At 41.0% G+C, this 21,552-nt stretch carries 25 protein-coding genes; 4 read left to right on the top strand and 21 right to left on the bottom strand.

The window, feature by feature from the left end:
* Window positions 1-2: 2 nt before the first annotated feature.
* The 5 genes from msrA to ACJYYY_RS07405 form a co-directional block, all read right to left on the bottom strand.
* Entirely contained in the window at window positions 3-533 is a 531-nt protein-coding gene (gene msrA, locus ACJYYY_RS07385) for a peptide-methionine (S)-S-oxide reductase MsrA (RefSeq protein ID WP_035315359.1), read from the bottom strand.
* 13 nt (window positions 534-546) lie between these two features.
* Window positions 547-1,146, bottom strand: coding sequence for a YpmS family protein (locus ACJYYY_RS07390; RefSeq protein ID WP_035315361.1), 600 nt, complete (start codon window positions 1,144-1,146; stop codon window positions 547-549).
* A 13-nt stretch (window positions 1,147-1,159) separates the two neighbouring features.
* Window positions 1,160-1,894, bottom strand: coding sequence for a GDSL-type esterase/lipase family protein (locus ACJYYY_RS07395; protein ID WP_035315362.1), 735 nt, complete (start codon window positions 1,892-1,894; stop codon window positions 1,160-1,162).
* 10 nt (window positions 1,895-1,904) lie between these two features.
* Complete coding sequence (locus tag ACJYYY_RS07400; protein ID WP_035315364.1) at window positions 1,905-2,744, bottom strand: DegV family protein; 840 nt, start codon at window positions 2,742-2,744, stop codon at window positions 1,905-1,907.
* Window positions 2,745-3,407: 663 nt separating this feature from the next.
* Entirely contained in the window at window positions 3,408-3,821 is a 414-nt protein-coding gene (locus tag ACJYYY_RS07405; protein WP_035315366.1) for a hypothetical protein, read from the bottom strand.
* 565 nt (window positions 3,822-4,386) lie between these two features.
* Here ACJYYY_RS07405 and hisJ point away from each other — a divergent pair.
* On the top strand, window positions 4,387-5,220 hold the full coding sequence (gene hisJ / locus ACJYYY_RS07410) for a histidinol-phosphatase HisJ (protein WP_035315368.1): 834 nt from the start codon (window positions 4,387-4,389) through the stop codon (window positions 5,218-5,220).
* A 57-nt stretch (window positions 5,221-5,277) separates the two neighbouring features.
* Here the strand turns inward: hisJ and ACJYYY_RS07415 are convergent, their stop codons facing one another.
* Genes ACJYYY_RS07415 through ACJYYY_RS07445 form a run of 7 tightly spaced genes read right to left on the bottom strand, consistent with a single transcriptional unit; the run spans window position 5,278 to window position 11,062 of the window.
* On the bottom strand, window positions 5,278-5,451 hold the full coding sequence (locus ACJYYY_RS07415) for a hypothetical protein (RefSeq protein WP_156921219.1): 174 nt from the start codon (window positions 5,449-5,451) through the stop codon (window positions 5,278-5,280).
* A 30-nt stretch (window positions 5,452-5,481) separates the two neighbouring features.
* Complete coding sequence (locus tag ACJYYY_RS07420) at window positions 5,482-5,655, bottom strand: hypothetical protein (protein ID WP_156921220.1); 174 nt, start codon at window positions 5,653-5,655, stop codon at window positions 5,482-5,484.
* Window positions 5,656-5,698: 43 nt separating this feature from the next.
* Entirely contained in the window at window positions 5,699-6,184 is a 486-nt protein-coding gene (locus tag ACJYYY_RS07425) for a dihydrofolate reductase (protein ID WP_035315369.1), read from the bottom strand.
* A gap of 11 nt (window positions 6,185-6,195) precedes the next feature.
* Window positions 6,196-7,155 (bottom strand): thymidylate synthase, encoded by a 960-nt coding sequence (locus ACJYYY_RS07430; RefSeq protein WP_035315371.1) that lies wholly within the window; start codon window positions 7,153-7,155, stop codon window positions 6,196-6,198.
* A gap of 15 nt (window positions 7,156-7,170) precedes the next feature.
* A complete protein-coding gene (locus ACJYYY_RS07435; RefSeq protein ID WP_035315372.1) occupies window positions 7,171-7,431 on the bottom strand; it encodes a NifU N-terminal domain-containing protein in 261 nt (86 codons plus the stop codon).
* A gap of 14 nt (window positions 7,432-7,445) precedes the next feature.
* The gene (locus ACJYYY_RS07440) at window positions 7,446-9,341 is read right to left on the bottom strand and encodes an ABC-F family ATP-binding cassette domain-containing protein (RefSeq protein ID WP_035315374.1); all 1,896 of its coding nucleotides are present in this window, start codon (window positions 9,339-9,341) and stop codon (window positions 7,446-7,448) included.
* 29 nt (window positions 9,342-9,370) lie between these two features.
* Complete coding sequence (locus ACJYYY_RS07445) at window positions 9,371-11,062, bottom strand: formate--tetrahydrofolate ligase (RefSeq protein ID WP_408868784.1); 1,692 nt, start codon at window positions 11,060-11,062, stop codon at window positions 9,371-9,373.
* 457 nt (window positions 11,063-11,519) lie between these two features.
* Between ACJYYY_RS07445 and ACJYYY_RS07450 the strand changes: the two genes are divergently transcribed.
* Complete coding sequence (locus ACJYYY_RS07450; protein ID WP_035315376.1) at window positions 11,520-11,789, top strand: glutathione S-transferase N-terminal domain-containing protein; 270 nt, start codon at window positions 11,520-11,522, stop codon at window positions 11,787-11,789.
* 43 nt (window positions 11,790-11,832) lie between these two features.
* On the opposite strand, the gene mntR is transcribed toward ACJYYY_RS07450, so the two are convergent.
* Entirely contained in the window at window positions 11,833-12,243 is a 411-nt protein-coding gene (gene mntR, locus ACJYYY_RS07455; RefSeq protein WP_408868785.1) for a transcriptional regulator MntR, read from the bottom strand.
* A 229-nt stretch (window positions 12,244-12,472) separates the two neighbouring features.
* Between mntR and ACJYYY_RS07460 the strand changes: the two genes are divergently transcribed.
* Window positions 12,473-12,679, top strand: coding sequence for a cold-shock protein (locus ACJYYY_RS07460; RefSeq protein WP_035315377.1), 207 nt, complete (start codon window positions 12,473-12,475; stop codon window positions 12,677-12,679).
* 336 nt (window positions 12,680-13,015) lie between these two features.
* On the top strand, window positions 13,016-13,414 hold the full coding sequence (locus tag ACJYYY_RS07465) for a ribonuclease HI family protein (protein ID WP_035315379.1): 399 nt from the start codon (window positions 13,016-13,018) through the stop codon (window positions 13,412-13,414).
* 21 nt (window positions 13,415-13,435) lie between these two features.
* On the opposite strand, the gene ACJYYY_RS07470 is transcribed toward ACJYYY_RS07465, so the two are convergent.
* The 8 genes from ACJYYY_RS07470 to ACJYYY_RS07505 all read right to left on the bottom strand — a co-directional run bounded on the left by ACJYYY_RS07470 (window position 13,436) and on the right by ACJYYY_RS07505 (window position 21,550).
* Window positions 13,436-13,804 carry a YrvL family regulatory protein gene (locus ACJYYY_RS07470; protein WP_035315381.1) on the bottom strand — a complete coding sequence of 123 codons (369 nt, stop codon included), beginning with the start codon at window positions 13,802-13,804 and terminating at the stop codon, window positions 13,436-13,438.
* A 13-nt stretch (window positions 13,805-13,817) separates the two neighbouring features.
* A complete protein-coding gene (locus ACJYYY_RS07475) occupies window positions 13,818-14,699 on the bottom strand; it encodes a 5'-3' exonuclease (protein ID WP_035315383.1) in 882 nt (293 codons plus the stop codon).
* Between the two features lie 85 nt (window positions 14,700-14,784).
* Window positions 14,785-15,366: a xanthine phosphoribosyltransferase gene (locus tag ACJYYY_RS07480; protein WP_035315385.1), complete on the bottom strand. Its 582-nt coding sequence runs from the start codon at window positions 15,364-15,366 to the stop codon at window positions 14,785-14,787.
* A 214-nt stretch (window positions 15,367-15,580) separates the two neighbouring features.
* Entirely contained in the window at window positions 15,581-16,603 is a 1,023-nt protein-coding gene (locus ACJYYY_RS07485) for a branched-chain amino acid aminotransferase (protein WP_035315387.1), read from the bottom strand.
* A 266-nt stretch (window positions 16,604-16,869) separates the two neighbouring features.
* Window positions 16,870-17,874, bottom strand: a complete 1,005-nt coding sequence (locus ACJYYY_RS07490) for a DUF916 and DUF3324 domain-containing protein (RefSeq protein ID WP_408868786.1) — start codon at window positions 17,872-17,874, stop codon at window positions 16,870-16,872.
* A gap of 165 nt (window positions 17,875-18,039) precedes the next feature.
* Window positions 18,040-19,005, bottom strand: a complete 966-nt coding sequence (gene nrdF / locus ACJYYY_RS07495; protein WP_035315393.1) for a class 1b ribonucleoside-diphosphate reductase subunit beta — start codon at window positions 19,003-19,005, stop codon at window positions 18,040-18,042.
* 30 nt (window positions 19,006-19,035) lie between these two features.
* Window positions 19,036-21,207 carry a class 1b ribonucleoside-diphosphate reductase subunit alpha gene (gene nrdE, locus ACJYYY_RS07500; RefSeq protein ID WP_035315394.1) on the bottom strand — a complete coding sequence of 724 codons (2,172 nt, stop codon included), beginning with the start codon at window positions 21,205-21,207 and terminating at the stop codon, window positions 19,036-19,038.
* Entirely contained in the window at window positions 21,182-21,550 is a 369-nt protein-coding gene (locus ACJYYY_RS07505) for a ribonucleotide reductase stimulatory protein (protein WP_408868787.1), read from the bottom strand. Before ACJYYY_RS07505 ends, nrdE begins: the two co-directional genes overlap by 26 nt.
* Between the last annotated feature and the right edge of the window lie 2 nt (window positions 21,551-21,552).

The raw sequence follows: 21,552 nt of genomic DNA on the forward strand, positions 1-21,552 counted from the left end.
TATTAACCCTCCCAGTTTTGTTGAATAAAGGCGACGCGTCCACTGCCAATATGTGATTGTTGATAGCGAACCGGATTCTTTTTATGGAAATCTTGATGATAATCTTCGGCAGCATAAAAGGGTTCAGCTGGTAAGATTGCCGTTACAATCTCTTTCTTAAAACGGCGACTTGCTTGTAAGGCCACTTTTGACTGCTCAGCCGCAAGCTGTTGTTGCTCTGAATGGAAGAAAATCGCTGGACGGTAGCTATCGCCTCGGTCAGCAAATTGGCCCATTGCATCGGTTGGATCAGTTTGTTGCCAATATACTTCGAGTAGCTGTTCGTATGAAAACAGCGTTGGATCAAACGTTATTTGTACCGCTTCGGTATGTCCTGTTGTTTGTGAACAGACTTGCTCGTAGGTTGGGTTAACCACATGGCCCCCTGTATAACCCGAAACGACTTGTTCAATCCCTGGTTGGTTTTCAAATGGTTCAACCATGCACCAAAAACACCCGCCAGCAAATGTTGCAACTTCTAATTGTGCTCCCATCCCTTATTCCCCCTTAATTTGTTGGTAGTAATAATGTTATTGTAATCCGCTCAGCTTCAAATGCAAACGAATCGATTGCTAAACGCGGAAATGTCTTCGATTCAATTTCATCCAAGGCGAGGTAAACTTGTTTTTTAGCCCCTTGCACGTGAATCCACTCCGGAAAATCAAAGTTTTTACTGACAGCATTCATCACAAGACTTACGGGCAGTTTTACCTTACCTAATTCCATGCCTTCTTGATGAAGGATAACATTTCCTGCCTCGTCTAGTTCTGGTTTAAAGGTTAAGGTCACATTGATGGCCTGTTTTAAAAATTCAAAATTAGTCTTAAAATAAACATAACCATCTGCAGCTGTCACCTGATACTTCGAGCTGTCCTTTGTATTGGCACTCAAGTAGCCTGCAATCACCTTATTTAAATCCGCTGGTGAAAAGTACATTGTTACCTTTGGTGTACTCGTGGGTAACGCTGCTTTTTCGGGTGTGTATGCCGAATCATCTGTTAATTGCACCGCAATCACGATCCAAGGAATAATCATAACCGTAATCAGAATAAAGCTGAAAATTTTCCAACCATTTGTTTTTTTACTGCGTTTAGTTGTTCGTGCCATTGTCATTCCGCCCTTATTGTTCTTTTATTTTAGCATAGAGTTTCTTTGCCATCAGTGCATAGCCTGCATCATTCGGATGGAACTGATCCGCGGTTGATATATAATCAGCCCCAGCTGCCTTAAATTCCTTCGCTACTGGTACAAATGTGACGTTCTTTTGCTTGCTAATTGTTGTTAACGCTGCATTCCAGCTGTCTAAAATAGCATTGGCTTCAGCATTATCACCTAAAATTTGGGTGAAGGGATTGTAAATGCCTAACACATAAATTTGGGCTGTTGGATTTTTTTTACGAATCGTCGCGATGATGTCGCTCACCTGTGTTTCGTACGTCTTTAACGCACCATCAAAACTATCAGTCGTTGTACGCAATAATGATTTTTTGACGACTCCCATCAAATCATTCCCACCTGCAGTAATTGTGACAATGTCAGCTTTTTTTATATCTTTTTGCAATTGTTTATCTTCGTGTAAACGACCGTTAATTTGCGTAGATGTATTACCAGTAACACCATAATTAATAGCAGTTACTGTCTCAATATCAGCTTCGGCCGCTAATTTAGCTTCTATCCGCGCTAAATAATTATGACCTTCCGTCGCACCGACACCAAAGGTCAGTGAATCACCTAAGCCGATAATGGTAAGCTTTTGCGGTTGTGGCAATATTTCATCCTTTAAAAGGTAAAATGCGCCTGCTAATAAGGCGATAATGATGATGATTAAACTCACTACTTTGACACGCTTCTTCATTACTTAGCTCCTATTCCGTACAATACATCACAGCAAAAGCACCCGCGCCGGCATGACTCGCAATAATCGGGTCAGCAAAGTATTGGGGAATTGCTTTAATTTGTGGTTTGATTGATTGAATTGTTTTGCTAACTGCAACACTTAACTCTTCATTCATCGCATGCATCATGTCACAGTACTTAACCGCTGCGGGTACTTCTTTAAAGTGATTTTCGAAAAACTTATGTATTTGTTTTTCACTGCGGACTTTCGCTTTGGCTTCAAGACCATCTTCCGTTAATTCCGCAATCAGCTTAATCGACAGCAAGTGACCAATCGCTGATGTCATTTTACCGATACGACCACCTTTTGCAAGGTTATCTAAATTGAGGACGACGATAAACAAACGTGTATGTTCACCAATAAAGGTAATGCGGTTAATAATCGCCTCTTTTGTTGCGCCTTGTTGGGCTAATTCGGCTGCTTCGAGCACTTGAAAAGCTAATCCACGGGCAATAAACTGTGAATCAATCACGGTTATGTCACCGTCGACCATCTCAGCTGCCTGGCGGAAGGTATCGACTGTGCCACTTAGGTTTTTCGTCAACGAAATCGCAATGACTTCCGAGCCATCCGCTGTTAGTTGTTCAAACGTTTCAACCATCGTCCCAATAGCGGGCTGTGATGTTTGCGGCAATACTTTTGAGGCCTCCATTGTTTTGATGAATTTCGCATAGTCTGCTTCATTTGTTGGTAACCACGCTTCGTCGTTCAAACGGACGGTTAACGGTAAGACAGTTATATTAAATTTTTTTATTTCATCCTCTGATAATCCTGCAGTTGAATCGGTTACAATTTTAATGTTGGGCATAATTTGCCTCCTTCTAAATAATAGTTTAATTATAGCTTGTTTGAGCTGAAATTAACACCTAAATCCTTTATGTCCGTAAGGAATACTAACTTCCACTACTTTTAACTAAAGAAATGATTGTTTACTTAGTGCAAAAAAAAGAAAACGGTCTCATTTCCGGCTAACAGAACGAACATTCAACCAACAGTAGGTATGTCTTATTTTTTGTGATTGCCTACTCTTGTTAAATTATACTAAACCTCACTTGTCATAGGCAATCTAAATTGCCAAATATTTTTATAAAAAAACACTATGTTTCGATATGATTTTTGGTAGAATGGATAGGCATACGTCAAAAAGCCATTAACCTAAAGGATAATGGCTGATGGAACTGGAGGAACGAAAGTGACATCAGCTCGTTCAACTTCGCAGATATTGGAATGTAAAAGAAGAGCGACTATTTTCCGTTGCTAACTTTTACATGAAATATCCCAGAAGTTAGCTGATGGAACTGGAGGAACGAAAGTGACATCAGCTCGTTCAACTTCGCAGATATTGGAATGTAAAAGAAGAGCGACTATTCTCCGTCGCCATCATTTTGCTGAAAGGTGAAAGCTTCTGGTTGATGGAACTAGAAAAGGGAACAACGTTTCTATTCAGTCTGCTCGGATTGCAGATATATTATCAGAAAATTTGCAGCACCTTTGTAAAATATAATACTAAACCAGCAACAATAGCCGGTGATATAATACTTCCGCTCCAAAAGCGAAAAGCACTCGTTTTATCTTTAACGATTTTTTCATTTTCTTGCAGAATAAACGCCTTTAAATTTGTTTGTACTCGCATCGCTTCTATTTGAATCTTTTGCTCGAGTGTCTCCATTTTTTGCTCCAGCATGCTCATTCTTTGCTCTAATTCACTCATTCTTTGTTCCAATATCGTCATTCTTCGCTCTAATTTACTTATTCTTTGTTCTAAAATCGTCATTTTTCGCTCTAATTCCTCAAATTTCTTCTCTACGGTCACTTCGTTTACTTTTATTTTTGTATCAAAATGCGCTTTTATTTCTTCAATTTGTAGTTGCGTAACCATCTCCATCAACTCTCCACCTCCAAATCCCCATTATTTTCGGCATCGTTTGATTATTAATTACAACCTATCTTACATTTATCCTTATATAGCACAAGTATATAACACCTCGACAACTATTTACAATAGATAATAGCGTAAAGTCCAAAAAACACCCCTCTTTCATGCACTACACATTCCGGTTGAATTTCATCAGGCAGTTCCGTGATTATTGCCCTCATAGATTGAGCTGCTTTCGATGTATCTTATGAAAGTAACTAGCAGTCGATTAGTTCCCCTGCTCCTATTCACCAGATACAGACTCACTTTTCAGTTAGTTGAACGTTAACAATCAATCACAGCTTCTATTCTCGCAGCTTGACTTCGGCTCTAAACTTCTTATCGAGATATTTATCGATTAAATATAATAAACATATTTCACTTTCGCTAAAACGATGATATGCTTTAATTAAGGTTGTCTCATTTTAATTCATGCGCTGAGGGAGTGCATCTATCAAAAACGACTTATTTTAAAAGTATCATCATTTGAGTCACTCTTTTATTTCTAGTCACACATACAAAGGGGGAGTAAGGGATGAAATACGATGGACATACACACACAGAATATTGCCCACATGGCAGTGGCGAACCGGTCGAATTAATGATCGAAGCCGCTATTAAGCAAGGGTTCACACATTACAGTATTACAGAACACCCACCATTACCTCATGCATTTAAACAATCAATGGCTAATTCAACAGCCGAGATTGATACCACTGCAATGGCAGTTAACGATGTTGAGCATTACATCAAAAAGATGAAACGGTTGCAGTATCAGTATGGCAGTGATCTCACTATTAAGTTTGGTTTTGAAATTGACTATTTACCAGAACAGACAGATTGGGTACGTGACTTCCTTAACGAATACGGGCCTTATTTATCAGATAATCTGTTATCCGTTCATTTTTTACCCGGAACCGATGGCTGGCGCTTTATCGACTATAGTGCGGCTGATTTTGATGCCGGATTAGTTAAACACTATGGCTCGTTTACAGAGGTACAGAATGTCTATTTGAACTATCTGACTGATTCATTAACGTGGGACGTCGGTCGTTTTAAGCCCGCTCGCATTGGTCACATCTCATTGGCACAAAAATTCCAACGGCAGTATCCAGCGGAACAGACGTGTTACAGTGCCAAGCAAAAGCAACAATACATACAGTTCCTCAATCAAGTCGCAAGTCAGTCATACAGTTTAGATTTCAACACTGCCGGCTTATATAAGGCCGATTGTGGTGACACCTATCCGCATAAAGGACTCGCCAAGATTGCACTTGCGAAAGGGATTCCGTTCATTTACGGTTCGGATGCACACAGCATTAAAGATGTCGGACGCGGATACGCCCACTACAGCGACATTTATCGTTAATTCAAACAAAAGACCGCTAGTCGCAGTTCCATAACGGACTGACCCTAGCGGTCTTTTTTATTTACTCAGATTGTTCTTTTCTAATTGTTCAATCCGTTGTTCCAAGGTTCGTAACCGTTGTCCCCGTTTTTTCAGACGGTTGCTTGTCACTATTACGAGCACGATGACAACTATAAATGGTAGCATCGAAGCAATCAAGAAAAAGAAGTCTCCCCACATAAAATGAGACATGAACATCCTCCCTTTCTCTCATAGAGACGATTAACTGTTTTTCCAATCGTCTTTATCCCAGTCATCTAACGGTTCATCTTTTTGCCAATCGGTTTTCTTTGGTGGAATTTTAGTTGCATTAAACAACTTAAAGGCCACAAAGGTTGAGCCAGCTGACAAAATTAAAATAACAACTATTAAACTAATAAATAAGGTTACACTCACGTTATTTCCTCCAATAATTCATTAACTTACATGGCATCGCAAACTATCTTGCTCGATAGGTACGGTATTCATGTTCGTATATATTTTGCTCATCGACGACGCCTGGCACACACTTAACGAGCTCATACTTGTTCCAATCAAAGGCAGGAATGTAGGTATCGCCTTCAAAACTTTCATCGATAAAGGTCATTAACAGTTCATCGGCCTCATCTTTAAACAGTTCAAAAATGGCAGAGCCACCAGTGATAACGACCGCCTCATCTGCTGTGGCAGCATAATCAAGCACCGCTTGTTTGCTATGCATCACGCGCACGCCTTCTGCTTGAAAGGTTGAATCGGTTGTTAAAACAATGTTGACACGCTGTGGCAAAGGCCGTCCAATCGATTGATAGGTTTTGCGCCCCATCACAATTGTTTTGCCCACCGTTTGCGCTTTAAAATAACGAAGGTCGGCCGGTAAATGCCACGGTAAGTCATTTTTGTAACCGATCACGCCGTTTTTGTCCTGGGCCCATAAATAACGTAACATTGCTTCTCCTCCTATACCGCAATTGGTGCTTTGATGCCTGCATGCGGCTCATAGCCTTCAATTGTAATGTCGTCTATTTCAAACTCAAAAATTGATGAGACATCATCATTCAAGACAAGTGTCGGTAAGTCACGGGCTTCACGACTGAGCTGCAGGTTGACTTGTTCGAGATGATTTTGGTAAATGTGGGCATCGCCAAAGGTATGCACAAATTCACCGACAGCGAGGCCACATTCTTTCGCAATTAAATGCGTTAATAACGCGTAGCTTGCAATGTTAAACGGCACTCCTAAGAAGGTATCCGCACTGCGTTGATACAGTTGACATGATAATTTACCATCATGCACGTAAAACTGAAAGAGGGAATGACATGGTGGTAAAGCCATCGTCGGTACGTCTTCAGGATTCCAAGCAGACACAATTAAACGACGTGATTCAGGCGAACGCTTAATCGTATCAATCACATCTTGAATTTGATCGATTGCCTCACCGCGTTTCGTTTGCCAATGACGCCATTGCGAGCCATAGACATTGCCGAGTGATCCGAATTCTGCACTGAAGGCATCATCGGTTAAAATGCGTGCTTTGAAGATGGCCATCTGCGCTTGGTAGTCTGCTTTAAACGTTTCATCCGTAAGGACGCGGTGACCAAAATCGGTCATGTCTGGTCCTGTATAGGCAGCGCTTTTAACCCATTTTTCAAAGGCCCATTCATTCCAAATGTTATTGTTGTTTTGCAACAAATAACGAATGTTTGTGTCACCCTTTAAAAACCAAAGCAATTCGCTTTTAATTTGATTGAAGGCCACGCGTTTCGTTGTTAACAACGGAAACCCTTGTTGCAAGTCAAAGCGCATTTGGTAGCCGAACACGGAATACGTTCCTGTCCCTGTTCTATCACCGCGTTGGTTACCGTTCGCTAAAATATGACGGCACATGTCTAGATAAACTGCATCTGCTTGATTACTCATGTCGTTATTCGCTCCCTATCCGTTTAAAATCGTCTTAATTTGCGGCAAAATATCTTTCCAATCCGCGTTCGTTTTTTTCTCTACTGTCATAAAATCAGCATAGCGATAAATTTGGTTAATACCAGTGATGGTGAACAGCCGTAAAATATCACGCGGCAAACCTGCTTCGTGGCGTGAATACGTCACACCGCTTGCGCTCTCATCAACTAAGGTTTCATCGATGGTGAGCTTCATCGCTAATGGATTAGGCGTGCGTTGCACTTTTAGCAATTTCACTGTATTGCCCTCCCTTATTGCGCATATTGCGACAAGTATTCCCAGCGTTCAAGTGTCTGTTCGCTCTCTTTTTCAGCCGCTTCAATCGCTTCACTAATTTGTTGAGCCGCTGTATAATCCGCGCCTACCGCTTCTAATTGTTGACGTAAGTCTGTAACAGTCTCATCGAGTTGTTCAATTTTAGCTTCGATGCCATCCCACTCTTGTTGTTCTTTGTAGGTGAGGCTCTTTTTAATCGGTTCGTCCACTTGTTTTGTTTTCTTCGGTTTTGATCCGGCTGTTACCATTTTCTTTTTGTTCTCTGGTTTAACTGTGCCATACTCTTCTAACCACTCTGAATAGGTGCCTAAATACGGTGACACGCTACGATCTTCATTAAAGACCCACAATTTAGCCGCCACTTTATTGAGGAAATAGCGATCATGGGAAACGGCAATAACAGTTCCTGTGAAGGTTTCAAGGTAGTTTTCAAGCACTGTTAAGGTCGTTGTATCCAAATCGTTAGTCGGCTCATCCAGTAAGAGCACGTTCGGTTGTGTCATTAACAGTTTAAGAAGGTAGAGACGTCGCTTTTCGCCCCCTGATAAACTTTTAATTAGTTTTCCGTGTTCACTTGGTGGGAACAGGAACGTTTCAAGCAATTGTGACACACTGACGCGTTCACCCTCGGCATTGACGACTGATTGGGCAATTTCCTCTAAGAAGCTAATGATGCGTTTGCTATCATCCAAGCCTTCATTATGCTGTGTATAGTATGCGACACGTACCGTTTGACCGACTTTTAAGGTACCTGATTCAGGTGTCAAACGACTTGCCAACATGTTAAGCAAAGTCGTCTTGCCGGAGCCGTTAAAGCCGGTAATACCAATGCGGTCGCCATTTTGTACAATTGCTGAGAAATCATGGAACAGCTCTTTATCATCGAATGTTTGACCGACATTCGATAGTTCGTAGACGTCTTTACCGAGGCGGCTTGTTTGGAGGCTAATGCTTAAGTCGACATCCTCATCGGCATTTTTAACCACTTTTTCAATCTCCGAGAATCGGTCAATCCGTGCTTTTTGTTTCGTGCTACGTGCTTTAGCCCCTTGACGCATCCACGCTAGCTCATTGCGGTATAAATTGTTGGCCTTATTCATCTCACTGCGTTTTTGCTCTTCACGCAAGGCTTTATTTTCTAAATACACTTGATAATTACCATCGTAACGGTAGAGCTTTCCTTTATCGAGTTCAAAAATATGGTTCGTCGTTTGGTCGAGGAAATACCGGTCATGGGTAATCATTAACACTGCACCACGATAATTTTTGAGCGTATCAGCGAGCCATTGAATCGACGGATAATCCAAGTGGTTGGTCGGTTCATCGAGTAATAATAAATCGGCTGGTTGTAATAACACTTGTGCGAGTCCTACGCGTTTAAGTTGGCCGCCTGATAGTTCACTAATTGATTGGTGAATGTTTTCAATGCCCAATTTGTTAAGGATCATTTCAGCACGGGTTTGTGTGTCCCAAGCGTTAGTTGATTCAACGGCTTCACTCGCCTTTTCAAACGCATGCTGCCATTTCTCATCTTCGGGATAAAGCATTAACCCATCCATCGCTGTTTGATACTGTTGCAAAGCGCGTAATTCAGGTGAATCCCCCACAAACATTTGCTGAATAATCGTTAAGTTATCATCCATTGATGGTTGTTGTTGTAAGTAATGAATGCGGTAATCACGCGGATGCGTAATCTTCCCTGCATCTGGTGTATCGATGCCCGCAACCATTTTCATCAAGGTTGATTTTCCGGTGCCGTTAATACCGAGCAAGCCACTGATTTCGCCTTCGTTCATGACAAACGAGAGGTCGTTAAAGAGGGCGCGTTCGCCGTATGTTTGTGATAACTTTTCAATTGTAATTTGTTTCAATGTCAACATCCTTTTTTATCGTTTCATCCTTAGAAGAGCCCACTAATACGGCCACTATTATCAACATCCATGTCTAATGCAGCCGGGTGTTTTGGTAAACCTGGCATTGTCATCACGTCACCGGTTAAAGCCACGATAAAACCTGCGCCCATTTTAGGAACAAATTCGCGAATCGTGATGATGAAATCGGTTGGTCGACCGACACGTGTTGCATCATCGGACAATGAATATTGCGTTTTGGCCATACAGACTGGGTATTGATCCCATCCATGTTGTTTGAATTCGATTAATTGTTTGCGTGCTTTTGTTGTAAACTCGACGCCACTGCCGCCGTATACTTTTTGCACAATCGCTAAGATTTTTTCTTCAAGTGGTTGATTCGCTTCATAAATTGGACGGAAGGTACTGGTAGTGGTTTCGATTGCTTCAACCACTTTTGCTGCTAAGTCTAAGCCACCTGCACCCCCTTTTTCCCAAACTTCCGTCAATGAATAATTGACGTTGTTAGCCTTGCACCAGTTTTCAAGTGCAGTCAGTTCGGCATCGCTGTCACCGCTAAAGCGGTTAATCGCTACCACAAACGGCACACCATACTGTTGCACGGTTTCGATATGTTTCGTTAAGTTAGCAAAACCCGCTTCTAGTGCGGTCACATCTTCTTGCGCCAAGTTTGTTTTTAGTGCCCCACCGTGTAGTTTCAAGGCACGAATTGTTGCGACAATCACAATGGCATCAGGCGCTTTGCCAAGTTGAGGCACTTTAATATCTAAAAATTTCTCAGCACCAAGGTCGGCACCAAAGCCCGCTTCTGTAACCGTGTAATCGGCTAAATGGAGGGCTGATTTTGTTGCCATAATACTGTTACAACCGTGGGCAATATTGGCAAATGGCCCACCATGTACTAAGGCTGGTGTATGTTCGAGCGTCTGTACAAGATTTGGTTTCAATGCATCTTTTAAGAGGACGGTTAACGCCCCTTCAGCACCGATGTCTTTCGCTGTAATCGGTTGTTTAGCATAGTTATAACCAACGACAATCGCACCGATACGTCGTTTAAGGTCATCAATATCACGAGCTAGGCAAATGATGGCCATTATTTCCGACGCCACAGTAATATCAAACCCATCTTGGCGAGGCACGCCTTGAAACGGCCCACCTAAGCCAATCACCACTTGGCGTAAGGCACGATCATTGAGATCGACCACTCGTTTCCATACGATACGACGGGCATCGATTTGACGTTCGTTACCTTGTTGGATATGGTTGTCTAACATCGCTGCTAAAAGGTTATTAGCTGAAGTAATCGCATGAAAATCACCTGTAAAATGCAGGTTGATGTCTTCCATTGGAATTACTTGAGCATAACCGCCACCTGTGGCACCACCTTTGAGGCCAAAGACAGGTCCGAGTGATGGCTCACGTAAGGCAATCATCGTTTGATGACCACTTTTCGTTAAGGCATCACCTAAGCCAACAGTAACGGTTGACTTGCCTTCGCCGGCGGCTGTTGGATTGATGGCGGTAACTAAAATCAGTTTTCCGGCTGTCGTTTCTTCTTCAATCCGCGTTAACGCGTCATATGTTAATTTCGCTTTATACTTACCGTAAAGTTCGAGATCGTCCTCACTTAAACCAACCTTTTTTGCTACCGCTAAAATCGAATCTAAATGAGCTTCTTGCGCAATTTGAATGTCTGATGCTACCATGCTAAATTCCCCCATTGTTGTGTATTTTTAGTGAGCTTACAGGTGGTACATGTCTTACTTACGTCAGTCCTTCGAGCTACGTGCCAATACTAGTCGTACTGTTTAAGCATCCATCGTAGTGAGTCGTCCGTTCATAATACAAGTGTTGCCAACGCTGTTTCTAGTGGGTTTGATGATATGTTGCAACTGTTTCAGAAACAGTTGGCTAATTTGCCAAGATAGCAACAGGTGTTGGTCTCAGTCGGCATTTCACTACTCTTCTATATTAACATGTATAAGCAGTAGATAAAACATAAATGGACGAATCTTCTGCTTTTAGCATCGGTCCTTTTCGTTCTCGCTTTAGCCTTCCATTCGTTCAAAAACAGTTTTTATGAAAGGAAAAACGGTTAAAATCACTTGTTTGAGCTCGTCTTTTTAATTTTATTTCAATCAATGGTATAATAACGATATTAAGCAAGGAGGTGTCATTATGTCTAAAAATGTTTTAATGTTAACGCAAACTGTTTGTCCTTATTGCGATCGTGCCAAAGTTGTTTTAAACGGTGCACTTGAAGGCGACTATAACGACCATATCGAATTCATCAACCGTGAGGATCAACCTGAACGTTTTGCTGAATTGCGTGCTAAATATGAATTTTTAACAGTACCAACATTTATCGATTTGACGACTGGCGACGTTTTAAGCGACTCTCAAGCCGCTACGATTGTGCCATTCATGGAAGAACATATCGCCTTATAAAAACAAAAAAGATAGCAATTATTGCTATCTTTTTTGTTTGCCTTTATTTAGTTTCCTTATTTATAATAGCAGTTGTCACATCCGGGTGATTTTCCAGATAGGTTACGAGGTTGCCAATCGCATTAATCGAGTCCCAACTTAAGTGATGTTCAATGCCTTCAACATCCTTATAGGCTTGGTCTTTATCGACGCCAAGATTTAATAAAAAACGTTCTAATAACGCGTGACGTTCGACTAATTTTTTACCCATTTTTTTACCTTGAGGTGTTAAAATCAATCCACGGTATTTTTCATAAATAAGGTACGCATCCTTATCGAGCTTCTGAACCATTTTTGTAACAGAGGACGGGTGTACATTTAAACTATCTGCTATATCTGAAACCCGGGCATAGCCTTTTTGTTCTATCAATAGATAAATTTGTTCTATATAATCTTCCATACTTGGCGTAGTCATTAAAAATCCCTCCAATGCGATGATAACTTATACTAATATTGTACACCAATCAAAATGTTTTCGCAAAGACAAACTTTTTCCTGCGAGTCAAACAAAAGCTGACTTAGTCACATCGATTTGCTATAGTAAAAGCTAAAAGTTGACCTCGTTGTTAATTTAGGCTATATTCGTAGTATAAAGTGGCTATCAATGATATCCATTTATCGCTAAAATTGGGGAGGCTTTTATCATGTATGTTGGTAAAGTAAAATGGTTCAATAATGAACAAGGCTACGGCTTTTTAGAAACTGATAAGGGTGACGATGTGTTTGTTCATTTTACAGCTATTCAAGTAGAAGGCTTTAAATCACTCGATGAAGGTCAAGCTGTCACCTTTGACATTATTGAAGGTACCCGTGGCCCCCAAGCAGCTAATGTCATTAAAACCGATAATTAAATACGTATGATGTGCCTTTGTCTGTATAGACGAGCGCAAATTCTCCATCTATATCATACCAGAATGGCAGTGACTGGCGAAAGTCGGCTGCCTTTTTTCATATGCTCTTGAAAATTCTGATGGAAACAATCGACAAGTTCGGTCGTTCCAATTTCTACAGTTCTATCCAGGGGACTTCATTTTTATTCCTCCAGTTCCATCAGCTAACAGCTCGTAAATTTCAAGTTCTCTATTTGCGATGGTGAAAAATCGCAACGACGGGAAATAGTCGCCTTTTTGCTTCCAAGTTGTTTGCTCCTACTGGGGGACTTCACTTTTATTTTAGGAGGGGTTTTGATGATCAAACTCTATGTCGATGGTGCCAGTGCTGGCAATCCGGGGGCAAGTGGTGTCGGTGTCGTTATTTTGGTTAACGGCTCGCAGCGGCAATTGAGTCACGCACTTGGCTGTCACAACAATCACGAGGCAGAATTTTTGGCTGTGATTTGGGGACTCGAACAATGCCAAGACTTTGGCACCAATCACACGCTCCAGCTCTGCTCTGATTCACAAGCCGTCATTGCTGCAATTAATAAACGCTACGCTAAAAAAGCACCATATGCCGACTACATAGACCGCATTTTAACGCTACTTGATGCCTATCCACTTGTGTTTTGTACGTGGTTACCACGGGCACAAAATAAGAAAGCTGATCAATTGGCGCGTTCAGCCATCAACACACTAAAAAAACCGTAACAGCCACCTATTCAGGTGCTGTTACGGTTTTTTATCGTCCAATGCATATTCGAAGGCTGCAAAAAGCAGCCCAACAATCACAAGCGTCAGTGGCGTTAACTCAACCGATGACATTAAATAATCGGCGCAGACAATTGTAACCGTATTTTCAATAACATACCAAATCACACGCCAGCGGCGGCCAACGAAACGACCGATGGCTTGAAACGGAAGATAGGTTAAAAGGTCAAGAAGAACAACCAAGCCAATAAAGGCTACCATTGCACCCTTTGATTCATACTTGATGCCTGCAAAATTCAAAACACCTAACATTAAACCAAAAATAAGAGCACCGAGTAGTAAAACGATGACAATCACAATGGCTACTTCAAACAGTTTCTCTCGTTTCACAATAGCCTCCTAATTAAGCGAGTAATTTGGCCAATTCACGTCGCACCACTTTCAAACCATAATAATCACAAATACCTAAACTGTCTTCACTAAAGCCACGGTAAAATAAATCGGCTAAATTGACAGTAATCGGCACCTTAATATGAATTTCAGCCAACTGTAATGACATTTTCAACATTTCGAGATCGGTTTGAATTTTTGTCATCTGCCCTTTTGGTAGTTCTGTGACATGATCAATCACAGTTTTTACATCACCGTATGTTTTGATTAAGGTTGTGGCTGTTTTTTCACCGATACCCTTAACGCCAGGATAACCGTCGGCTGTATCCCCCATAAACGCTTTTAAGTCGATTAATTGTTTAGGTTGGATTTCCCATTCGTTCACAAATGTGATGGGATCATATTTTTTATAGTTGCCATAGCCCTTTTGTAAAATCCAAACATCGGTATCAGTATCGACAAGTTGTAAAATATCTTTATCGCCCGTCACGATTGTCGTATGCACACCTTCGTGGCGGTAATGATCAGCTAGGGTTCCTAAACAATCATCCGCCTCATAGCCTTGGCAACTAATGTTAACAAAACCGAGGGCATCTGCAATTTCCTTCGCATAATCAAACTGTGGAATTAATTCGGCTGGCGGTGCAGAACGATGTGCCTTGTACTCGCCCCACATCTCATTGCGGAACGTGCCGCCTCCTAAATCCCAACAAACCCCCACATAATCCGATTGATGCTCATCAATTGCGGTTAAAAGATGTTTCACAAAACCTTGCACACCATTAGTCGGCACGCCGGCCTCGTTATACATAAATTGGTTTGAAACTGCTGTGGCATAAAAGGCGCGGAATAGTAACGCCATCCCATCGACCAACAGTACTTTTTTCTTTTCCAAAGATAGTCACTTCCTTTACGATTAAACGACTGATAGCCAGATTATGACACTGATCGTATCAACCTGGCTATCTCGCTCATTCTATTTAAATATCAGCTGGTGCAAAAATGACGCGACCCTCTTCAAATTTTTCAATTCGTGCTAATGAGACCATCTTCATCCCTTGATCAACGAGTAATGCTCGTCCTGGTTGGAATGTTTTTTCGATTACAATTCCGATACCAGCAATTTTAGCGCCGGCTTGATCCACTAATGATTTCAAACCGAGGGCTGCTTGCCCATTTGCCAAGAAGTCATCGATGATTAAAATAACGTCGTCTTTTTCAATGAAGTTTTTCGAAACAGCAATTTCATTCACTGTTTGTTTCGTGTAAGAACGAACCTCAGCAGTATATAAGCCGTCAGTTAATGTTAATGATTTGCTCTTACGTCCGAATACGACCGGTACGCCCATTTCTAAACCAGTCATAACAGCTGGTGCAATGCCTGAAGATTCTAATGTTAAGATACGTGTAACACCCATGTCTTTAAAGGCTGTTGCAAAGGCTTTACCCACGCCTGCCATTAATACGGGGTCAATTTGATGGTTTAAAAAAGCATCTACCTTCAAAATGTCGTCGCCAATAACCTTACCACTTTCAAGAATCTTTGTTTCTAGTTGTTTCACAAAAAAAGCCCCCTATAGATTGAATTTATCTTTTATTATATCATAAACGACATGCGTTTGAATAGATACTAACGCAATAAGGGGCGTTAGTGCACTATGCCGTTTCGAGAAATGCACAACAAAACACCCAACAGCTTCGCTTTCAGCAAAAAAACCGTGCGTTCTTCCTACTTAAAGAAGAGTCACGGTTTACTTATCATAAATAAAAAAGTTCCTAGTTAACTTTAACAATCCAATCGGCTGGTGCTTCTACATCACCGTATTGGATACCAACGAGCTCATCGTATAATCTTTTTGTAATCGGACCAACCTCAGTCTCAGAATAAAAGACATGGAAATCATCGCCATGTTGGATGCCGCCAATTGGAGAAATAACAGCCGCTGTCCCACAGGCACCTGCTTCTTTGAATTCTGCTAAGTCAGCAATTGCAACCTTACGCTCAGTTGCTTTTAACCCAAGACGATGCTCTGCTAAATAAAGCAACGAATATTTTGTAATACTCGGTAAAATCGATGGCGATAACGGGGTCACAAATTCATCGTTTGCCGTAATACCGAAGAAGTTAGCGGCACCGACTTCTTCAATGTAAGTGTGGGTCGCAGGATCCAAGTAAATCGCATCACTGAATTTGCGCTCATGTGCTTCTTTACCCGCAATAAAACTAGCTGCATAATTACCACCCACTTTAGCAGCACCAGTCCCATTAGGAGCAGCACGGTCATAGCTTGATACAACAAAATTAGTCGGAGTTAAACCACCTGCAAAATAAGGGCCCACTGGCATGCAGAAGATTGAGAAGATATATTCTGAAGCTGGGCTCACACCGATATTGTCACCGACACCAATTAAGTAGGGACGGAGATAAAGTGAGCCTCCTGTGCCATACGGTGGAATGTATGCTTCATTTGCTTTTACTACCGCACGACAGGCTTCAACAAATACGTCTGTTGGTACTTCTGGCATTAATAAACGCTGACAGCTTTGTTGCATACGAACAGCATTTCGATCTGGTCGGAATAAATTAATCGAACCATCTTTGCAACGGTATGCCTTTAAGCCCTCGAAACATTGTTGACCATAATGCAAAGCCGGCGATCCTTCAGAAATCGTCACGGTGTTGTCGCTTGTGAGTTCACCAGCATCCCATTGTCCGTCTTTATAGTTCGATCGGAAACGGTAGTCTGTTTTAATATAGTTAAATCCTAGATTGTTAAAATCAATGTCTTTTGCACTCATTGTAACCCCACCTTTATGTTTTAGCGATGATGTAGTGACGTCATCGTCATTTTATTTAGTATAGCAAAAAAAAGGTCAAAATAACAGAAAATTCAAATTTATCCGCTGTTTAACTGAATCTCTGCTCACCTTGCTATTATACCTGTTATTACTAACAAATTCACGTCTTATCACAATTGGCGATTCTTCTTCTTTGTCCCTACTAATAAAGCCCACTAAAAAGTTTTTATCCCTCCTTAGCAAGGCTTATTTTTTCGATTTGCAACTTAGTTTCGTTTGTTTTTGCGAACGATTACGAGCACTAATACCACTATAAGTGCGATAACGATTATCCCAACACTAATTGTCAGTGTCCATGGGAAGGCTTGCTTTGGTGTAGTCGTTTGTTCTTCGTGTGCTGTGACAGCCTGACTCACGGTAAAGTCTTTGGTCAACTGCCATTTGTTATTCGTTTTATCACTCGCTGCTACCGTCAAGGTGTATTCGCCGTTTGAAAGTGCTCTCTTTTCCAAATCTATCGGCAATGAAAAAGCACTGTTAGGTGCCATTCCAAGTTGTTCTTTTTTCAATGTGACAATCGTTTTTTCACTGCCTTTTTTTGTTAGTTTCGCTTCAATTTTCAAGCCAGAGATGATGGCGGCCTGTGTATTTCGCAGTGTAGCTGCAATCAGTGTTTTATCATTTTTTTCGGTTGTTGCAATTGCATTCAACGCTAATTTAGGTATGATTTTTTTATCCGTATTACTAATTTTCAATCCAATGACATATGAAAATTCATTTTTAATTTGTTGTTTCTCTTCGGTTTCATTCATTTGTTCGTCCTGTTTTTTCGCTATGTAAAAACCGCCCAATAAAACACCATCAAATGACTCTTGTGGCATCTTAATTTGATAAGCCACTGTCTTTGTTTCATTGGCCTTTAAGGTGATTTGGGTTGGCCCTGTCACAAGCTCAGCAATCGCTACTTTCATTGATTTATCTTGTTTCACTTTACTTGCACTGTAATCGATAACGCCATTACTGTTTGTTGATGCGGTATTAACCGCCGTTTTTAACGTGATTGCTTTCGCGGTATTATTGCTCATTTCAATTGCAATTTTTTGCTTGGCAGCCGGCTTAAGGCGCAAATCAAAATAACTCACATCTGGATTGTTTTGAGTTGTTGGTAAAATTGCTTTAACATTAAATGCCATTGCATCAGCCTGCGTAACATAAGGCATTAAACTCGTGCATGCGAATACAATAATAATACAACTAATAATTTTTTTCATAACGTTCCTCCATTTATCGTTCGCTGTTTTAAACCGTTCTATTGTCGTTTCAATATAACAGTTCACTAGGGCTGTTGCAAACACATCAAGCTGATATGCCGTTCTCATTTTTGTCTTTTAAAATACAAAAAAAGAAGCCCTACATAATTGTAGGGCTGCAAACGTTTAGACGATATCGTAATCACTATCAGACATTGATTCCACTTGACCGAGTAAATAGCCATTACCGACTTGCGAGAAGAAGTCATGGTTGTTCGTTCCTGTCGAAAGTCCATTCATTACGATTGGACTGACATCTTCGGCCGTATCAGGGAATAATGGGCTGAAACCGAGGTTTGCTAATGCTTTATTCGCATTGTAGCGTAAAAAGACTTTAACATCTTCTGTCCAACCAATCTCATCATAGAGAGATTCGGTATACTTCACTTCGTTTTCATACAGTTCATAAAGGAAGGCGTACACCCAACCTTTGATTTTTTCTTGCTCTGCTTCGGTAATTTCATTGAACGACAATTGGAATTTGTAGCCAATATACGTGCCGTGAACACTTTCATCACGGATGATTAATTTAATAACTTCCGCAACGTTAGGCAACTTATTGTTACCTAAGAAATAAAGTGGTGTATAAAAACCAGAGTAGAATAGGAAGCTCTCCAGAAAAACGCTGGCAATTTTTTGTTCGAACGGTGTCCCTGTTTGGTATACATCGTTGATCATGCCGGCTTTCTTTTGTAGAAATTCATTGGTGTTTGTCCATGCAAAGATTTCAGTAATTTCTTTCGGAGTGTTTAACGTCGAAAAAATCGATGAATAACTTTTAGCATGAACAGATTCCATAAATTGGATATTGTTATAAACCGCTTCTTCATGCGGTGTACGAACAGATTGACGCAGCGCCGCCATCCCATCTTGTGATTGCAGCGTATCTAACAATGTTAAGCCACCAAAGACACGTTCAACCAAATGTTTTTCTGTTTCAGACAATGAGCGCCAGTCATCTAAATCATTAGAGATAGGAATACGCGTATCCAACCAAAATTGTTCAGTCACTTTTTCCCAGGTCTTTTTATCGAGAATGTCTTCAATCTCATTCCAGTTAATTGCTGTATAGGCTTGCTTGTTAGTTGTCACGAGTGTGAGCCCCTTTCTGTTTCGGATTGGTTAGATTGAGCAGCTTTCACACGTGTTACTGCCAACTTCTTCTGCATCATCTGTGTAAGTACGAATGTAGTACAGTGATTTAATGCCTTGACGGTGTGCATAATGACGTAAGATGGTTAAATCACGTGTTGTCTGTTTCTCACTTGATTTCCATTCATAAATGTCAGTTGACATCGTTGAGCGCATAAACAACGTAAGACTCATGCCTTGATCGATGTGTTGTTGCGCTGTTGCATACACATCAATGACGCGACGCATGTCCATATCATAAGCAGATGTATAATACGGAATGGTTTCATCCGATAAATACGGTGCTGGATAATAGGTTTTACCTGTTTTCTTCTCTTGGCGCTCTTCGATGCGTTGCGTGATTGGGTGCAATGATGCACTCGTTTCGTTGACGTATGAAATCGAGCCGTTTGGTGCGACTGCTAAACGGTTTTGGTTGTATAAACCACTCGCTTTAATCTCATCACGAAGTGTCGCCCAATCTTCAGCAGTCGGTACAAAGATATCTTTAAAGATGTCTTTAACCTTGTCTGTTTCAGGTGCCCACGTTTCGTTGATGTATTTATCGAAGTAGCTACCACTTGCGTAATCTGATTTTTCAAATCCGGCAAATGATTCCCCACGTTGTTTGGCAATGTTATTACTCTCAACAAGTGTCCAGTAATTCAACAACAAGAAGTAAATGTTCGTGAAATCAAGTGATTCCTTCGAACCGTAGCTCATTTGATTCATCGCTAAGTAAGTGTGTAACCCCATCGCGCCTAAACCGATAGTATGAGCTAAATCGTTCCCGTGTTTAATTGATGGTACAGCGTCGATTGATGATGAGTCAGTCACAAACGTTAACGCACGTGTCATCGTCCGTACCGATTTACCAAAATCAGGTGATGCCATCAAGTTGACAATGTTTGAAGAGCCGAGGTTACAACTAATGTCAGTACCTAATTCTTCAAACGTTTGGTCATCATTAATGACTGATGGTTTTTGCACTTGTAAGATTTCAGAGCAAAGATTACTCATCACGACTTTACCATCGATCGGGTTCGCTTTGTTGACTGTATCAATATTAATCACATACGGATACCCCGACTCTTGTTGGAGTTTCGAAATTTCAGTTTCTAACTCGCGGGCACGAATTTTTGATTTTTGAATTTCGGGGTTGTTTACGAGTGCTTCGTACTCGGCTGTAATATCAACGTATGAGAACGGACGGCCATAGACACGTTCGACATCGTAAGGACTGAATAAATACATAAAATCATCGTTGCGGGCCAATTCATAAAACTTATCTGGTACGACTAGACCGAGTGATAAGGTCTTTACGCGAATTTTTTCATCGGCGTTTTCTTTCTTAGTTGCTAAGAAAGAAACAACGTCTGGATGAAATACGCTTAAGTAAACCGCACCGGCACCTTGACGCTGACCGAGTTGGTTACTGTAGCTGAAACAATCCTCTAAAATTTTCATGACCGGTACGACACCACTTGCGGCACCTTGGTAGCCTTTAATCGGATCACCGGCTGCACGTAAGTTTGAAAGTGAGACACCCACACCGCCACCAATACGTGACAGTTGTAAGGCTGAGTTGACGATACGGCCAATGCTGTTCATGTCATCGGTTGCTTGGATTAAGAAACATGATACCAACTCACCACGACGTTTACGACCTGCGTTTAAGAATGAAGGTGTTGCCGGTTGATAGCGTTGGTTGATCATCTCATCGACTAAATCAAGTGCCAATTGTTCATCGCCATTAGCGAAGTATAAGGCGTTAAATGAAACACGGTCTTCATAACGTTCTAAATAACGTTCACCATCATTCATCTTCAAAGCATACTGTGTGTAAAATTTATGAGCGCCCATGAATGAGCGAAAACGGAATTTTTTAGCATAGGCTTTTTTGAAAACTTCTTTGACGAAGTCCATCGAGTATAATTCAATAAATTCACGTTCGATATAATCATTATTAATTAAATAATGCAGTTTTTCTTTCAATGAATGAAAGAATACTGTATTAGGATTGACGTGTTCAAGGAAATACGCATGAACAGCTTCGCGGTCTTTATTCAATGGGATTTTTCCATCAACCGGGCGGTTCAATTCATTGTTTAATTTGAAATAAGTGATTTCTTTCGGTTTACTGTGTAAACGAGGTGTTTCCAATCGACTCAACCCCTTTAATAAATTTGTCGACGTCCTTCTCTGTACCGTTGAATTCAAATTCAGCGATTATTGGTACGTCGTATTTCTTTGCTAAATCACGCGCGGTAAAAACATATAGCTCAGCAAAATTACGATTGCCACTGCCCGCAACTCCTTTAAAATAACGACGATTGTCTTGATAATCAATAAAGTCATCAATAATACCGGTCATTTCAAAATCATACGTTGGTGCAACAACAACAAAATCTGCCGTCATTTGTTTGGTTGGAAAGGCGGTTGATAGTTCATAGCATTCAAACGGTAATTTTTCAACGAAGCGACGTGTTTGTCCCGTTAATGTCATGT

This window comes from Brochothrix campestris, assembly GCF_046058945.1.
GTDB classification, from domain to species: domain Bacteria; phylum Bacillota; class Bacilli; order Lactobacillales; family Listeriaceae; genus Brochothrix; species Brochothrix campestris.

Coding starts and splice junctions, on each gene's coding strand:
- ACJYYY_RS07405 (WP_035315366.1), bottom strand. CDS start 3,821: ATGGAGATGGTTACGCAACTACAAATTGAAGAAATAAAAGCGCATTTT.
- ACJYYY_RS07445 (WP_408868784.1), bottom strand. CDS start 11,062: ATGGGGGAATTTAGCATGGTAGCATCAGACATTCAAATTGCGCAAGAA.
- ACJYYY_RS07430 (WP_035315371.1), bottom strand. CDS start 7,155: ATGAGTAATCAAGCAGATGCAGTTTATCTAGACATGTGCCGTCATATT.
- mntR (WP_408868785.1), bottom strand. CDS start 12,243: ATGACTACGCCAAGTATGGAAGATTATATAGAACAAATTTATCTATTG.
- ACJYYY_RS07415 (WP_156921219.1), bottom strand. CDS start 5,451: ATGTCTCATTTTATGTGGGGAGACTTCTTTTTCTTGATTGCTTCGATG.
- ACJYYY_RS07505 (WP_408868787.1), bottom strand. CDS start 21,550: ATGACATTAACGGGACAAACACGTCGCTTCGTTGAAAAATTACCGTTT.
- ACJYYY_RS07485 (WP_035315387.1), bottom strand. CDS start 16,603: ATGAGTGCAAAAGACATTGATTTTAACAATCTAGGATTTAACTATATT.
- ACJYYY_RS07450 (WP_035315376.1), top strand. CDS start 11,520: ATGTCTAAAAATGTTTTAATGTTAACGCAAACTGTTTGTCCTTATTGC.
- ACJYYY_RS07395 (WP_035315362.1), bottom strand. CDS start 1,894: ATGAAGAAGCGTGTCAAAGTAGTGAGTTTAATCATCATCATTATCGCC.
- ACJYYY_RS07460 (WP_035315377.1), top strand. CDS start 12,473: ATGTATGTTGGTAAAGTAAAATGGTTCAATAATGAACAAGGCTACGGC.
- ACJYYY_RS07425 (WP_035315369.1), bottom strand. CDS start 6,184: ATGTTACGTTATTTATGGGCCCAGGACAAAAACGGCGTGATCGGTTAC.
- ACJYYY_RS07400 (WP_035315364.1), bottom strand. CDS start 2,744: ATGCCCAACATTAAAATTGTAACCGATTCAACTGCAGGATTATCAGAG.
- ACJYYY_RS07490 (WP_408868786.1), bottom strand. CDS start 17,874: ATGAAAAAAATTATTAGTTGTATTATTATTGTATTCGCATGCACGAGT.
- ACJYYY_RS07390 (WP_035315361.1), bottom strand. CDS start 1,146: ATGGCACGAACAACTAAACGCAGTAAAAAAACAAATGGTTGGAAAATT.
- ACJYYY_RS07465 (WP_035315379.1), top strand. CDS start 13,016: ATGATCAAACTCTATGTCGATGGTGCCAGTGCTGGCAATCCGGGGGCA.
- hisJ (WP_035315368.1), top strand. CDS start 4,387: ATGAAATACGATGGACATACACACACAGAATATTGCCCACATGGCAGT.
- msrA (WP_035315359.1), bottom strand. CDS start 533: ATGGGAGCACAATTAGAAGTTGCAACATTTGCTGGCGGGTGTTTTTGG.